The sequence below is a fragment of the Cellulomonas sp. genome, assembly GCF_015234515.1.
In the GTDB taxonomy this organism is placed as follows: Bacteria; Actinomycetota; Actinomycetes; order Actinomycetales; family Cellulomonadaceae; genus Cellulomonas.
This window is the reverse complement of record NZ_JADGMY010000005.1, coordinates 1-14,267: the sequence shown is the minus strand read 5'-3', so window position 1 is coordinate 14,267 and position 14,267 is coordinate 1. Positions and strand designations below refer to the sequence as shown.

Annotated in this window: 10 protein-coding genes; 7 read left to right on the top strand and 3 right to left on the bottom strand. The window is 73.7% G+C overall.

Annotated elements, in window-relative coordinates:
* Positions 1 to 206: 206 nt before the first annotated feature.
* From IR158_RS01195 to IR158_RS01185, 3 genes are read left to right on the top strand one after another with little or no spacing between them, the layout of a single operon-like run.
* The gene (locus IR158_RS01195) at positions 207 to 1,754 is read left to right on the top strand and encodes a glycosyltransferase family 2 protein (protein ID WP_291808425.1); all 1,548 of its coding nucleotides are present in this window, start codon (positions 207 to 209) and stop codon (positions 1,752 to 1,754) included.
* Positions 1,747 to 3,342: a glycoside hydrolase family 26 protein gene (locus tag IR158_RS01190; RefSeq protein WP_291808423.1), complete on the top strand. Its 1,596-nt coding sequence runs from the start codon at positions 1,747 to 1,749 to the stop codon at positions 3,340 to 3,342. Before IR158_RS01195 ends, IR158_RS01190 begins: the two co-directional genes overlap by 8 nt.
* A 24-nt stretch (positions 3,343 to 3,366) precedes the next feature.
* Complete coding sequence (locus IR158_RS01185) at positions 3,367 to 4,743, top strand: UDP-glucose/GDP-mannose dehydrogenase family protein (protein WP_291808419.1); 1,377 nt, start codon at positions 3,367 to 3,369, stop codon at positions 4,741 to 4,743.
* 391 nt (positions 4,744 to 5,134) lie between these two features.
* Here the strand turns inward: IR158_RS01185 and pgm are convergent, their stop codons facing one another.
* Complete coding sequence (pgm, locus tag IR158_RS01180) at positions 5,135 to 6,820, bottom strand: phosphoglucomutase (alpha-D-glucose-1,6-bisphosphate-dependent) (RefSeq protein WP_291808417.1); 1,686 nt, start codon at positions 6,818 to 6,820, stop codon at positions 5,135 to 5,137.
* 76 nt (positions 6,821 to 6,896) lie between these two features.
* Between pgm and IR158_RS01175 the strand changes: the two genes are divergently transcribed.
* Both IR158_RS01175 and IR158_RS01170 read left to right on the top strand, forming a co-directional pair.
* Complete coding sequence (locus tag IR158_RS01175) at positions 6,897 to 7,721, top strand: DUF5926 family protein (protein ID WP_291808415.1); 825 nt, start codon at positions 6,897 to 6,899, stop codon at positions 7,719 to 7,721.
* A 70-nt stretch (positions 7,722 to 7,791) separates the two neighbouring features.
* A complete protein-coding gene (locus tag IR158_RS01170; RefSeq protein ID WP_291808412.1) occupies positions 7,792 to 8,664 on the top strand; it encodes a glycosyltransferase family 2 protein in 873 nt (290 codons plus the stop codon).
* Here the strand turns inward: IR158_RS01170 and IR158_RS01165 are convergent.
* On the bottom strand, positions 8,621 to 11,005 hold the full coding sequence (locus tag IR158_RS01165) for a hypothetical protein (protein WP_291808409.1): 2,385 nt from the start codon (positions 11,003 to 11,005) through the stop codon (positions 8,621 to 8,623). The two genes, IR158_RS01170 and IR158_RS01165, sit on opposite strands and share 44 nt — an antisense overlap.
* A gap of 139 nt (positions 11,006 to 11,144) precedes the next feature.
* Here IR158_RS01165 and pheA point away from each other — a divergent pair, with 139 nt between their 5' ends.
* Positions 11,145 to 12,095: a prephenate dehydratase gene (pheA, locus tag IR158_RS01160; RefSeq protein WP_291808489.1), complete on the top strand. Its 951-nt coding sequence runs from the start codon at positions 11,145 to 11,147 to the stop codon at positions 12,093 to 12,095.
* Between the two features lie 55 nt (positions 12,096 to 12,150).
* On the opposite strand, the gene IR158_RS01155 is transcribed toward pheA, so the two are convergent.
* Complete coding sequence (locus IR158_RS01155; protein ID WP_291808406.1) at positions 12,151 to 13,290, bottom strand: diacylglycerol kinase family protein; 1,140 nt, start codon at positions 13,288 to 13,290, stop codon at positions 12,151 to 12,153.
* A 118-nt stretch (positions 13,291 to 13,408) separates the two neighbouring features.
* Here IR158_RS01155 and IR158_RS01150 point away from each other — a divergent pair.
* Positions 13,409 to 14,267: aminoacyl--tRNA ligase-related protein (locus tag IR158_RS01150; RefSeq protein WP_291808403.1), on the top strand; the 859-nt coding region annotated here is incomplete at its 3' end.

Genomic DNA, 14,267 nt, shown 5'->3' with positions numbered 1-14,267 from the left:
CAAGGTAGAGCCACCGACGACGCGCCGCAGACCAGCGGCGCATCAGCACCGGCGCACGACGGAGGCGGGTCGCACCCGCCCCGGCGCCACAGCTCCCGCGGCCCTCGGCCCCTGGGCCGGTAGCCGGGCGCTGCCCGGGTGTCCCCCGCTGCAACGTCGACGAGGTCGGCCAGCTCCCCACGTCCGAAGGTCTGCACAGGAGACCCATGTTCATCTTCATCCTCCAGCTACGGCACATGTTCGAGGCGCAGAACGAGATCTACCTGTTCGCCGTCTTCTCGACCGTCGTGTGGGCTCTGTGGCTCCTCAAGGTGGTGCTGTCGCGGCGCTACCGCCCGGTCACCGCCCCCTACGACATCAGCACCAGCGTCGTCGTCCCCGTGGTCGACGAGCCGCTCGACCTGTTCCGCGACGTCCTGCGCCGCATCGTCGACCAGCAGCCCGACGAGGTCATCGTCGTCATCAACGGCGCGCCCAACCCGGGGCTCGAGGCCGTGTGCGACGAGTTCGGCCCCGTCGTGCAGCGCGTGCACACGCCGATCCCCGGCAAGCGCAACGCCGTCAAGATCGGCACCCAGATGTCGCGCGGGGACGTCACCGTCCTCGTCGACTCCGACACCGTCTGGACGGACGGCGCGCTCGCCGAGCTGGTCAAGCCGTTCGCCGACGCGTCCGTCGGCGGCGTCACGACCCGGCAGCGCATCCTCGAGCCCAACCGTTCCTGGATCACCCGCTGGGCGGACTGGCTCGAGAACACCCGGGCGCTGTACTCGATGCCCGCGCAGTCCGTGCTGGGCCAGGTCGGCTGCCTCCCCGGCCGCACCATCGCGTTCCGCCGGCACATCCTCATGCAGGTCATGGACAAGTTCATGACCGAGAAGTTCCTCGGCGTCTTCCTCGAGGTCTCCGACGACCGCACCCTGACCAACCTGACGCTCAAGGCCGGCTACCGCACGGTCTACCAGCACACGAGCCTGGTCTACACCGACGCCCCGCTCGAGCTGAGGAAGCTCTACAAGCAGCAGCTGCGCTGGTCGCGCGGCAGCCAGTACAACACCCTGCGCATGCTGCCCTGGATGCTCGGCCACGCGCCGGTCCTGGCGATCTTCTTCCTCGTCGACATCATCCTGCCGTTCCTGCTCTTCGGGACCATCGCCGGCTGGGTGTACCGCGGGATCTCCGGCACGGGGATCAACCTGTACCAGGCGATCCTGCAGACCACGACCGGCATGCAGGGTCTGGCCTGGGTCATCGGCCTGATGGTCGTGTCGTCGGTGCTGTCCATGGCGATCCGGCAGATCCGCCACCTGCAGGAGAAGCCGTCGGACTTCTTCCGCCTGCCCGTCTTCATCATCACCTCGACGCTGTTCCTCATGCCGATCCGCCTCATCGGGTTCTTCCGGATGGCGCACGTGGCCGGCTGGGGCACGCGCGCCGGGGCCTACACCGCCGGGCAGCAGGACGCCGGCGACGTCGACCTCATGGAGCAGCTCGCGAGCACTCCTGCGCGCACGGCGCCCGTCGACGTCGTGGACCGGTCGCTCGTGCCGACGCAGGCCGGGCCGTCCACGTCGCGCGCCGCGGAGCAGGACGGCACCGCACCCGCGGGCCGGGTCGCCCTGCGCACCGCCCGCCGTGTCCGCACCCAGGCACCGGCCGCGCCCGCGACGCCACGCCGGCGCAACCCCCTCGTCCTCGTCCCCTACCTGATCGGTCTCCTCATGTTCGCCCTCATGGCGGTGGTCTATGTCTGAGCGCACGCTCGGAAAGCACTGGTGGACCCTGAACGGCCACCTCGGCGTCGTCGGCAAGCTGTCGGCGTTCGTCCTTGCCCTCGCACTGGGCGTCATCACCGGTGTCGTCTGGCTCTCGCCGTCCGGCGCCACCCCCGGCCCGTTGAGGACGGCGGCCGAGAAGCAGCTCCTGCGGGACAAGGCCGACCTCGAGGCGATCCTCGCCGACCGTGACGACGAGATCGAGAACCTGCGCACCTCGCAGGAGAAGGCGGCGGCCGAGCGGGCCGCCGGCGCACGGTCCGGCACGCAGAAGGCCGCCGCCGCGAAGGCCGCAGCCCAGGAGAAGGCCGCGGCCGACAAGGCGGCGGCGCAGGACCAGGGCAAGGCGAAGGCTGCGGCCGAGAAGGCTGCCGCCGCCGCCAAGGGCCGGCAGAAGGCCGCCGCCGACAGGGCTGCCGCCCAGGCCCGCTCCCAGCAGAAGGCCGCGCTCGAGCGGCAGCTGGCCGCGGCGAGGGGCGAGGCGGAGGGCGCCGCCATCCGCGCGGCCGTCGCCCAGGCGCAGGTCGAGTTCGCACGGCAGGCGGCGGCCGCCCGTGCCGAGGCCGCCAAGCCAGTCCGTCCGACCGCACCGCCCCGGGACGCGATCGTGCACCCGACGCACCGGTACTTCGGCCTCTACACCGCGCAGTCGCCGTTCTCGTGGTCGGAGTTCGACGAGGTCACCAGCGTCGTCGGCGCCCAGCCGGACCTCGGCGGGTACTTCCAGGGCTGGGACAGCCCGTTCCGTCCGGACGCCGTCACCCGGTCCTGGACCAAGGGCGTCCTGCCCATGGTGACCTGGGAGTCGCGGCCCATGGCGGCGAGCAACGGCCAGCCGACCGAGCCGGAGTACTCGCTGCCGCGCATCATCGACGGCGCGTTCGACGACTACCTGCGCCAGTACGCACGCGACGTCGCCGCGCTGGGCCTGCCGGTCGCGATCCGCCTGAACCACGAGATGAACGGCGGCTGGTACCCGTGGGCCGAGCAGGGCACGAACGGCGAGCAGGTCAACGGCAACAACCGCGGCGACTTCGTGCGGATGTGGCGGCACGTCCACGACATCTTCGAGGCGGAAGGCGCCAACGAGCACGTGCTGTGGGTGTGGGCGCCGAACGTCGTCAACAACCTGCCCAAGCTGAACCAGCCGCTGGAGTACACGCGCAGCCTGTACCCCGGTGACGAGTACGTCGACTGGGTCGGCCTGTCGGGCTACTACCGCCCGCCGTACGACGCGGACCAGACGCCCACCTTCTCGTGGACGTTCGACCGGTCCTTGGAGCAGCTGCGCGCCATCACGGACAAGCCGATCCTCCTGGCGGAGATCGGGGCGTCCGAGACCGGTGGCGGCGACAAGCCCGCGTGGGTCACCGACCTGTTCGAGGCCCTGGCCAGACCGCAGAACGCCGACGTGGTCGGGTTCGCCTGGTTCCACCACACGGTCACGACGATCAGCGGTGGCCAGCGCGTCACCAACGACTGGCGGATCACCTCGCGCGAGGACTCGCAGCGCGCCTTCGTCGACGGCATCCGCCGCTCCTCCGCCGGCTTCGGCACCGGCTCCTGACCACCTCACACGAAGAAGAGACCCATGAGCACCAAGCGCACCACCGCCGCCCGTACCGCCGGGGCCGCCGCCCCGCAGGACATCAGGATCACGGTCTTCGGCACCGGCTACCTCGGCGCGACGCACGCCGTCGCGATGGCCGAGCTCGGCTTCGACGTGGTCGGCGTGGACGTCGACCAGGCCAAGGTCGACGCCCTCGCCGCCGGCAAGGTCCCGTTCTTCGAGCCCGGGCTGCCCGAGCTGCTGGAGAAGACCCTGGCCACCGGCCGCCTGCGGTTCACGACCGACGCCGCGTCCGCCGTCGCGGGCGCCGACGTGCACTTCGTGTGCGTCGGCACCCCGCAGCAGCGCACGTCGCACGCCGCGAACCTCGCGTACGTCGAGGACGCGACCCGCGTCATCGCCCAGCACCTCACCAAGGACGCCGTCATCGTCGGCAAGTCGACCGTCCCGGTCGGCACGGCCGCGCGGCTGCGCGAGCTGGTCGCCGCGACGGTCCCGGCCGGGATCGACGCCGAGCTGCTGTGGAACCCCGAGTTCCTGCGCGAGGGCAAGGCGGTGGGCGACACCCTGCACCCCGACCGCATCGTGCTCGGCGGCGTCTCGGAGCGGTCCGAGGCGGTCATGCGCGCCGTGTACGCGGCCCCGATCGCCGAGGGCTCACCCGTCGTCGTGACGGACCTGCCGACCGCCGAGCTCGTCAAGGTCAGCGCCAACGCGTTCCTCGCCACCAAGATCTCGTTCATCAACGCGATCGCGGGTGTCTGCGAGGCCGCCGGCGCCGACGTCACGGTCCTGGCCGACGCGCTCGGTCACGACGTCCGCATCGGCCGGCAGTTCCTCGACGCCGGCCTGGGCTTCGGTGGCGGCTGCCTGCCCAAGGACATCCGTGCCCTCATGCACCGGTCGTCCGAGCTGGGCGCCAGCCGCGCGGCCGCGCTGCTGCAGCAGGTCGACGAGATCAACATGGGTCAGCGTGAGCGCGTCATCGACATGGCCCTGGAGGCCTGCGGCGGCTCGGTGCTCAACAAGCGCATCGGTGTCCTCGGGGCGGCGTTCAAGCCGCTGACGGACGACGTGCGCGACTCGCCGGCGCTCAACGTGGCCGCGGCCCTGCACCTGCGCGGTGCGCAGGTCACGGTCTACGACCCCGAGGCGGGCGACACCGCGCGTCGCGCCTTCCCGACGCTGGGCTACGGCACGAGCGTCGACGAGGCCGTCGAGGGGTCCGACGTGCTGCTCGTCCTCACGGAGTGGAAGCAGTTCGTCGAGGCAGACCCGCAGCGCCTCGCGGGCCTCACCCGCACCCCGCGCGTCATCGACGCGCGCGGCAAGCTGGCGGCCGACCGGTGGCGCGCAGCCGGCTGGGAGTTCACGGGCCTGGGCCGCCTCACGGCCTGACCGCTCCACCCCCCGGCCCCACCCCGGGTCGTGAGAGTGCAATCCAGTCCGCGCCCTCCCCGGAGAGGCGTGAGAGTGCAATCCAGTCCGGGCCCTCCCCGGAGAGGTGTGAGAGTGCAATCCAGTCCGCGCCCTCCCCGGAGAGGCGTGAGAGTGCAATCCAGTCCGCGCCCTCCCCGGAGAGGCGTGAGAGTGCAATCCAGTCCGCGCCCAGGGGCGTGAAAGCGACTGGATTGCACTCTCACGACCGCAAGGGGGGTGGTGAAAGTGACTGGATTGCACTCTCACGACCCGGGGTGGGGCCGCCACCCCCCATGAGCGTGAGAGTGCGATCCAGTTGCGTCAGGACGAGCTGGATTGCACTCTCACGGCGGGGCGGGGTGGGGTGGGGTCAGGACTGGAGGGCCTGGGCGACGACGTCCTTGGCCGCCTCCTGCACCTGGGCCAGGTGCTCGGGGGAGACGAAGGACTCGGCGTAGATCTTGTAGACGTCCTCGGTGCCCGACGGGCGCGCCGCGAACCACGCGTTCTCGGTGGTCACCTTGAGCCCGCCGATCGCCGCGTCGTTGCCCGGCGCCTTCGTCAGCTTGGCGGTGATGGGCTCACCGGCCAGCTCGGTCGCGGTGACCTGCTCCGGCGACAGGGCCGCGAGCGTGGCCTTCTGCTCGCGCGTGGCCGCCGCGTCGACGCGCGCGTAGTAGGAGCGCCCGAAGCGGTCGACGAGCTCCGCGTGGTGCTGCGACGGGCTCTTGCCCGTGGTCGCGAGGATCTCCGAGGCGAGCAGCGCCGGCACGATGCCGTCCTTGTCGGTCGTCCACACCGTGCCGTCGGTGCGCAGGAACGACGCGCCGGCCGACTCCTCGCCACCGAACCCGACGGACCCGTCGATGAGGCCGGGCACGAACCACTTGAAGCCGACCGGCACCTCCAGCAGCCGGCGGTCCAGCGACGCCGCGACCCGGTCGATCAGCGAGGACGACACGAGCGTCTTGCCGATCGCCGTGCCGGCGGGCCATCCCGGCCGCGCGCCGCCGTACAGGTAGGCGATCGCGACGGCGAGGTAGTGGTTGGGGTTCATGAGGCCCGCGTCGGGCGTGACGATGCCGTGGCGGTCGGCGTCCGCGTCGTTGCCGGTCGCGATGTCGAACGGCGCGCGGCCGTCCGCGCCGGGCTGCATGCGCTCCAGGAGCGACGCCATCGCGTACGGCGACGAGCAGTCCATGCGGATCTTGCCGTCCCAGTCGAGCGTCATGAACGCCCAGCGCGGGTCGACGTGCGGGTTCACGACCGTCAGGTCGAGCCCGTAGCGCTCGCTGATCGCACCCCAGTACTCGACCGACGCGCCGCCGAGGGGGTCGGCGCCGATGCGCACGCCCGCCGAGCGGATCGCGTCGAGGTCGACCACGTTGGCCAGGTCGTCGACGTACGACGTCAGGTAGTCGTGCCGGCGGGTCGTGTCCGCCGCGAGGGCCTGCTCGATGCTCACCCGCGGCACGTTGCGCCACCCGGTCCGCAGGATCTCGTTGGCACGGTCGGCGATCCAGCCGGTCGCGTCCGACCCCGCGGGGCCGCCGTGCGGCGGGTTGTACTTGAAGCCGCCGTCCCGCGGCGGGTTGTGCGACGGCGTCACGACGATCCCGTCGGCCAGGCCGGGGCCCTGCGTCCGGACGCCCGCACCCGTCGCCGCGCCGTTGTGCGTGAGGATCGCGAGCGACACCGCGGGCGTCGGCGTCCACGAGTCACGGGCGTCGACGTGCACCTCGACGCCCGCGGCCGCCAGCACCTCCAGCGCCGTGGTGAACGACGGTCCGGACAGCGCGTGCGTGTCGCGGCCGATGAACAGCGGGCCGTCGGTCCCCTGACCGCGCCGGTACTCGACGATCGCGGCGGTGATGGCGACGATGTGCGCCTCGTTGAACGCGCCGTCGAGCGAGGAGCCGCGGTGACCGGAGGTGCCGAACACGACGCGCTGGGCGGGGTCGTCGAGGTCGGGCTGGCGGTCGTGGTACGCGGAGAGCAGGGCGTCGAGGTCGACGAGGTCGGAAGGCTGGGCGAGGGTGCCGGCGCGCGGATCCATGGGGTGATCCTTCCGCAGTCGACCCCTACGGCGCACGCGGTCGGCCGCACGTCTCGCGGGTCGGTAGGGTGCGGGCATGGCCAAGAACACGCCCGACTTCGTGCTGCGCCCGTTCGAGGGGCTCCCCGGTGAGCCCGACTGGGTCGCGCTGCGCGAGCTGGTGCCCGCCGCGACCGCGACCGCTCGCACCACCGCCGAGCACGGCGCACGCGACGTCGTCGTCACCACCGTGCTGCCCAACAGCTGGGCCGCGCTGCACCGCACCGACGGCGTGGTGCTCGTCGCGCTGCAGACCGGCACCAGCTCCGGTGACGCGAGCCGCGACGTCGCGACCGCGCTGCTGCTCGCGCTGGACGCCGAGCCGGGCACCGCGATCGAGACCATCGGCCTGCCCACGCCGGGTCCGCGCCTGCAGGACGTGCTCGACCTGTCCGTGCCGTTCGAGGTCACGGTCCAGGAGAGCTTCGCCTACTGGCTCGACCCGAGCACCGACGTCACCCCCGACCTGCAGGCCGCCCTCGAGGAGGCCGACGCCGGCATCATCGACACGCGCCGCCTCGCCGCCGCCGAGTCCGCGTACTGGTGCCGCATGGGCTCCCGCGAGTACCTGCGCTGGGCCCAGCCCGCCGACGAGCAGGTCGTCCTCGACGGCCTGTCGCGCCTGCACGGGAAGCGCGAGTCCGGCTTCGACGACGCCAAGTTCATCGGCTACTTCCGTGCCGCCGGCATCGTCGTGCCGGTGTGGGAGCTGGCACGTGGCTCCGAGGCCGACGACATCGAGAAGCCCCTCGCCGACTTCGTGCCGCGCCTCGAGGCCGCGATGGCCGACGAGACGCCGCTGGACGCGAACGCCCGCCGGGCCCGCGCCGGTCTGGTCGCGCGGCAGGTCACGTTGCGCTGACGGCACCGTCCGGGTGTCGCCGCGCCGGCCGGTAGGCGACCTGTCACCTGCGGTCGATAAGGTGGGCACCGTGACACCCACGGGTAGCGAGGCCGTTCGACAGGTGGCGGACGCGACCCCGGACGCAGGTTCCTCGAGCGCGTCCGTCGCGACCGCCGACCGCGCTGCGCGTGCCGCCCGTGGCAACAAGCAGCGCCAGCGCGTCGCCGTCATCATCCCGGCCAAGGACGAGTCCCGCCGGATCGCCGCGACCGTGCGCTCGGCGCGCGCGATCCCGCACGTGGACCTCGTGCTCGTCGTCGACGACGGGTCGGAGGACAGCACGCAGCACGTGGCACGCGAGGCGGGCGCCGTCGTGGTCCGGCACTCGCACAACCGCGGCAAGGCCGCGGCGATGGAGACGGGTGCCGCCGTCGTCGCCATGCGCGACGCCCCGGACCGGCCGCCGCGCCACCTGCTGTTCATCGACGGCGACCTGGCCGACACGGCGGTCAACACCGCGCCGCTCGTGCCGCCCGTCATGGACGGCATCGCGGACCTGACGATCGCGCTGCTGCCGCCGCAGCCCGGTGCCGGGGGGCGCGGGCTGGTCGTCGGTGCCGCGCGCCGCGCCATCGCGTCGATGACCGGGTGGACGCCCACGCAGCCGCTGTCCGGCATGCGCTGCCTGACGCGTGAGGCGTTCGAGGCCGCGACGCCGCTCGCCCGTGGCTGGGGCGTCGAGGCCGGCATGACGATCGACCTGCTGCGCCTGGGGTTCCGGGTCCTGGAGGTGCCGTGCGAGCTGCGGCACCGGCCGTCGGGCACCGACCTCAAGGGCCAGCTGCACCGGGCGGCCCAGTACCGGGACGTGCAGCTCGCGGTGAACGCCCGTCGCGCGCGCGCTGCGGCGTCGAGCGTCAGGCAGACGATGTCGCCGCAGGAGCAGCGCCCGGGTCGCTGACGTCCGCGTCGGGGTCCCCCGCGTCCGGGTCGCCCTCGTGGGGATGACCCGCGTCGGTGTCGCCGCCACCCGTGTCGTCGTCGGTGCGCGCGCCCAGCCGCCACTGCGCCGACGCGGCGACCAGGCACGGCACGGCGAGCGCGATGCCCGTGGCCGGGACGACGATCCCCGAGTCGTTCATGAGGAAGCCGACCGCCAGCGCTGCACCCGTCGCAGCGACCGCGGGCCGCAGCAGCGGGACCTCGCGCTGCAGGCCGGCGAGCGGTGAGCCCGCGCCGAGCAGCCCGCCGCGGCGCGCGCGCGGGCCCGCGAGCACGAGCCACGTCAGCGCGACGCCGCCGATCGCGAGGACCAGGTAGCGCCACGACGTCAGCACGCGCAGGTTCACCGAGAGCTTGCGCCACACGACGTCCCACAGGCCGCCGTCGAGGACGGTGGCGAGGAACCGGCCGAGGTGCGTGCGGTCCGCGGCGGGACGCATCCAGTCGAGCAGGGCGAACCCCAGGACGACGGCCACGCCGACGGCTCCGACGACGAGCACGAGCCGCCACGACACCCGCCGCCCGCTGACGGCGACCGCGAGCATGGCGAACGCCAGGATGATCGCGGGCGGACCACCGAAGTCCGCGCCCCACGCGGGAGCCCCGTCGACCACGACGAGCACGACGCCGATGGCGAGCACCGACGCGACGGCGAGCCTGCGCCGTCCGGCGCGCAGCAACGTGTCGGCGACCACCACTGCGAGCAGCACGCCGCCGGCCGTGATCAGGGCGAACGCCTGGTTGCTCATGCCGTAGAACCGGGCGGCGAGGATCCGGTGGGCGCCCATGGGGGAGTCGATGACGAGGGTCGAGCCGGTCACGGCGTCGAGGGCCAGGGTCACGACCGTGACGCCCGCGACGACGCCCGCCGGGCCGAGCACGTGGCGGCGCCACGGACCCGCGAGCGCCGCGCCGGTGATGACGGCGATCCACGCGAGGAGCACGGCCCAGAACGCCGCGACCTGGCGGTCCGCGCGCCACCACGGCACGAGGCCGGTGAGGAACGACGCGACGGGCGCGGCCGCCAGCGCGAGCGCCCAGATCTTCAGGACCCGCAGCGCGGGGCGCAGGGGAGCGCGGTCGGCGCGGCCGCGTGCGACCAGGATGATGGCCGCGGCGACGAAGAGCGCGGCCTGCGCCAGGACGAGCCGTGCCGAGAACGAGCCGTACACCAGCCCGATCGCGCTCGCCTCCTGCTGCACGTCGAGCAGCAGGGCCACGCGCGCGCCGCCGGTCGCGGGGCCGGGCACCGGCACGATCTGCGCGCCGGGCAGCGCGGGTGCCTCGTCCTCGAGCAGCAGCAGGGACAGCAGCGTCGGGGTGACGTCGGTGACCTGCACGACGCCCGGCTGCCGGGTCGAGCCCGACGTGAGCAGGCTCTCCGCGAACCCCGGACCGAGCGGCCGCGGGCCGGTGGCGACCGCGACCTGCAGGGCGGAGCGGCCGGAGTCGGCCAGTGACACGACGAGGACCGTGGCGTCGTACCGCGACAGTCCGTCCAGCACGGCGTCGATGCGGGCGTCGACGTTGACCGCCTGCTGCGCGCGCGTCGGCTCGACGATGGCCGCCGACCCGGGCAGGTCGTCGTCGGCGCCTCCCATGCCGGGGGGCGCGACGTCGTCGGGTTCGGGGACCGTGCTCGGCGTCGTGGACGGCAGGCGCGGGACGGTCGCGTGCCCGGGGTCGCGGATCACGCCGGCGTCCACCACGAGCAGCTCGGAGTCCTCGGCGGCGGCACGCACCGCCTGCGCGAGCCCGCGCTGCTCGGAGGGGACGCGCAGGTGCTCGCCGACGGGCACGCCGTCGGACCCCGCGAGCGCGACGGCGGCGCCCGGTCCGATGCCGGTGGCGGTGGTGCCGGTGCGCGCCAGCAGGTCGCCCAGCATGCCGGGCCGTGCGCCGTACGACTCGGACCGTGCCCCCGCGAGGTAGTCGTCCCAGCCGGGGATCTCGCCCGACTCGCCCGGGTCGCGCAGCGTGCGGCACTTCTTGTCGTCCGCGAGGAGGTCGGCGGCACGGTTGCCCGCGGAGACGGCGAGCCACCCGTCGGCGGGGCAGCCCCGCGCGCGCACGGAGCGCGTCGCGACGTCCCCCACCGCGCCCTCGCGCGACAGCCCCCACAGCGCGGGCGTCGTGAGCGACCCGACGTCGTCCCAGCGCAGGCCCGTGACGCCGATGAGGACCACGGGGCCGGGCACGGGCTCGGCGACGGGCGGGTCGAGGGCCTGCGCCGGGCTCCCCAGCAGCACCGCGAGAGCGGCGAGCAGGGCAGCGGCGAGCGCGCGCAGGGACCGGGGCACCCCACCAGGGTAGAGGGCGCCGACTAGGCTCGACGGAGCCGCGCGCGCGGTCGCACCGCGTCCCCGGACCCCTCCGGTGCCGCGCGGGGCAGGAGACGACGGGCCGTCGCGCCCGCGGGTGGGAGGGTCGATCGCCGTGCTGCGCTACGCGTACCTGGGGCCTGCGGGCACGTTCACGGAGGCGGCGCTGCGTCAGGTCGCGCCGCCCGACGAGGCCGTGTACCTGCCGCAGACGGACGTGGGTTCCGCGATCGCCGCAGTCCGGGCCGGCACGGCGGACCGTGCGGTCGTCGCGATCGAGTCGACCGTCGAGGGCGGGGTGACCGCCACGCTCGACTCGCTGGCGGCGGGCTCGCCGCTGGTCATCGAGCGCGAGGTCCTCGTGCCGGTGCAGTTCACGCTCGTCGCCCCGGCGGGCGTGGACCTCGCCGACGTCCGACGCATCGCGGCGCACCCGCACGCGTGGGTGCAGTGCCGCCGGTGGCTCGCGGCCCACCTGCCGGACGTCGTGCACGTCCCCGCGACGAGCAACACCGCCCCGGCGGCCCTGCTCGCGGAGGCGGCGGGGGACCTGGCGGCGGTACGGGCGCTCGCGTTCGACGCCGCGCTCGTCCCCCCTGCGGCCGTCGCCACGTACGGGCTGCAGCCGCTGGCCGAGCGGGTCGCGGACAACCCGTCGGCGCTGACGCGGTTCGTCGTCGTCGGCCCGCCGGGTCCGGTCCCCGCACCCACGGGCGCGGACAAGACGACGCTCGTCGTGCACCTGCCGGACAACGAGGCCGGTGCGCTGCTCGCGATGCTCGAGCAGTTCGCGGTGCGGGGCGTGAACCTCTCCCGCATCGAGTCGCGTCCCATCGGCGACGCGCTGGGCCGCTACTCGTTCTCCATCGACGCCGAGGGGCACGTCACCGACGAGCGCGTGGGTGAGGTGCTCATGGGGCTGCACCGCCGGTGCCCGTACGTGCGGTTCCTCGGGTCGTACCCGCGGGCCGACGCGGTCGCGCCGCTGGTGCACGTGGGCACGTCGGACCAGGACTTCGTCGAGGCGCGGGCGTGGCTCGACCGGCTGCGCGGCGGCGACCCGGCCTGACCGCGGCCCGGCCTCCCGCCACCGGGAGGCGGCCGCGGCGTCCGGGCGGCAGGGCTCAGGGTGCGACGCGCACGACGAGCGCGCCGGGGTCGACCCGGGCGGTGATCTCGCTCGCGCGGCCGACGATGTCGCCGTCGACCTGCACGTGCTCACCGCCCGGCACGGCCACCCGCACCGTGCGGGCGCGGGCGTGGTCGATGCGGCCGATCTTGGCGGGCAGCTCGTTGCGCACGCCGACGCCCTGCAGCACCACCTCACCGAAGAGCTGCGCCCACCCGGCGATGCCGCCGCGGGTGTCGATCGCGGCGATGTCGAGGACGCCGTCGTCGATGATCGCGTCGGGCAGCAGCGTGATGCCGCCGGGCAGCTTGCCGCAGTTGCCGATGAGCACGCTGCGGGCGCGCAGGTGCTGCGCGGCCTTGTCGTCGAGGGTCAGGTCGACGCGCAGCCGGCGGCCGTGCAGGTGCCGCACCCCGGCCACGAAGTAGGCAATCCAGCCGACCCGGGCCTTGAGGTCGTTGTCGGTGTCCGCGACCATCGCGGCGTCGAACCCGAGGCCGGCGATGACGAGGAAGATGTGGTCGCGGGGGAAGTCCGTGTCGGCGGGCAGGGAGTCCGCAGCCTCGGCGATGTCGTCGTCGACCTGCGACTCCCACCGCGTGACCTTGAGCCACCCGACGTCGATCGGCTGGTCCTTGCCGTCGAGCGCGAGCTGCATCGCGGCCAGCGGGTCGTTCAGGGGGATGTCGAGGTTGCGCGCCAGCAGGTTGCCGGTGCCCAGCGGCATGAGCCCCATCGGCACCCCGGTGCCGGCGAGGGCCTCGGCGACCGCACGGACGGTGCCGTCGCCGCCGACGGCCACCACGAGGTCCGCACCGGCCTCCACGGCCTGCCGCGCCTGGCCCACGCCGGGGTCCTCGACCGTCGTCTCGAGCCACATCGGCTCGGGCAGGTACTGCTCGGAGGCCGCTTTGCGGACGGCTGCGCGCAGCTCGGCGACGTCGGGCTTGGAGGGGTTGGCGACGAACGCCACGAGCTTCCCGCGGGCGCGCTCGGCGTCCGCCGTCGGCGCGGGCGCGGGGTGCGCGATCTGCGCGTGGAGCCGCTGCTGCTGACGCCAGACCCACAGGCCCAGCCCGACGGCGACGAGCGCCAGGACGACGGCGACCAGCGCGACCCACTCGACCCATGACATGCGGCGCAATCTACGGGTGCGCGGTCCTTCCCGCAGGTCGGACGGACGCACGTCACACCGGGGTGGCCGACGGCGGCGTCGGGGGGAATGCGCTGGGCGAGGTCGGTAGGGTCGGGGGGTGATCGATCTGCAGCTCCTGCGCCAGGAACCCGACGTCGTGCGTGCCAGCCAGGTGGCGCGCGGTGAGGACCCCCACCTCGTCGACGAGGTGCTCGACGCCGACGCGCTGCGGCGCTCGGCCCTGACGGAGTTCGAGACGCTGCGGGCGGAGCAGAAGTCCCTCGGCAAGCAGGTCGCGCAGGCGTCCGGCGACGAGAAGCAGGCGCTGCTCGCGCACACCAAGGAGCTGGCCGCCCGGGTCAAGGCGCTGCAGGGTGACGCCGAGCAGGCGGAGGCCCGTGCCACCGAGCTGTCGCGCCGCATCGGCAACGTCATCGAGGACGGCGTCCCCAGCGGCGGCGAGGACGACTACGTGGTCCTCGAGCACGTCGGCACCCCCCGCGACCTCGCGGCCGAGTACGGGCCGGACTTCGTCGTCAAGGACCACCTGGAGCTCGGCGAGGGCCTGCGCGCGATCGACACCCCGCGCGGCGCCAAGGTCTCCGGTGCACGGTTCTACTTCCTCACGGGCATCGGGGCGCGTCTCGAGCTCGCGCTGCTGAACGCCGCGATGGACCTCGCGCTGCGCAACGGCTTCACGCCGACGATCACCCCGACGCTCGTGAAGCCGGAGATCATGGCGGGCACCGGGTTCCTGGGTGCGCACGCCGACGAGATCTACCGGCTCGAGGCGGACGACCTGTACCTCGTCGGGACCAGCGAGGTCGCGCTCGCCGGCTACCACTCGGGGGAGATCCTCGACCTGTCGGACGGCCCGCTGCGGTACGCGGGCTGGAGCGCCTGCTACCGGCGCGAGGCGGGGTCGTACGGCAAGGACACCCGCGGCATCATCCGCGTGCACCAGTTCCACAAGGTCG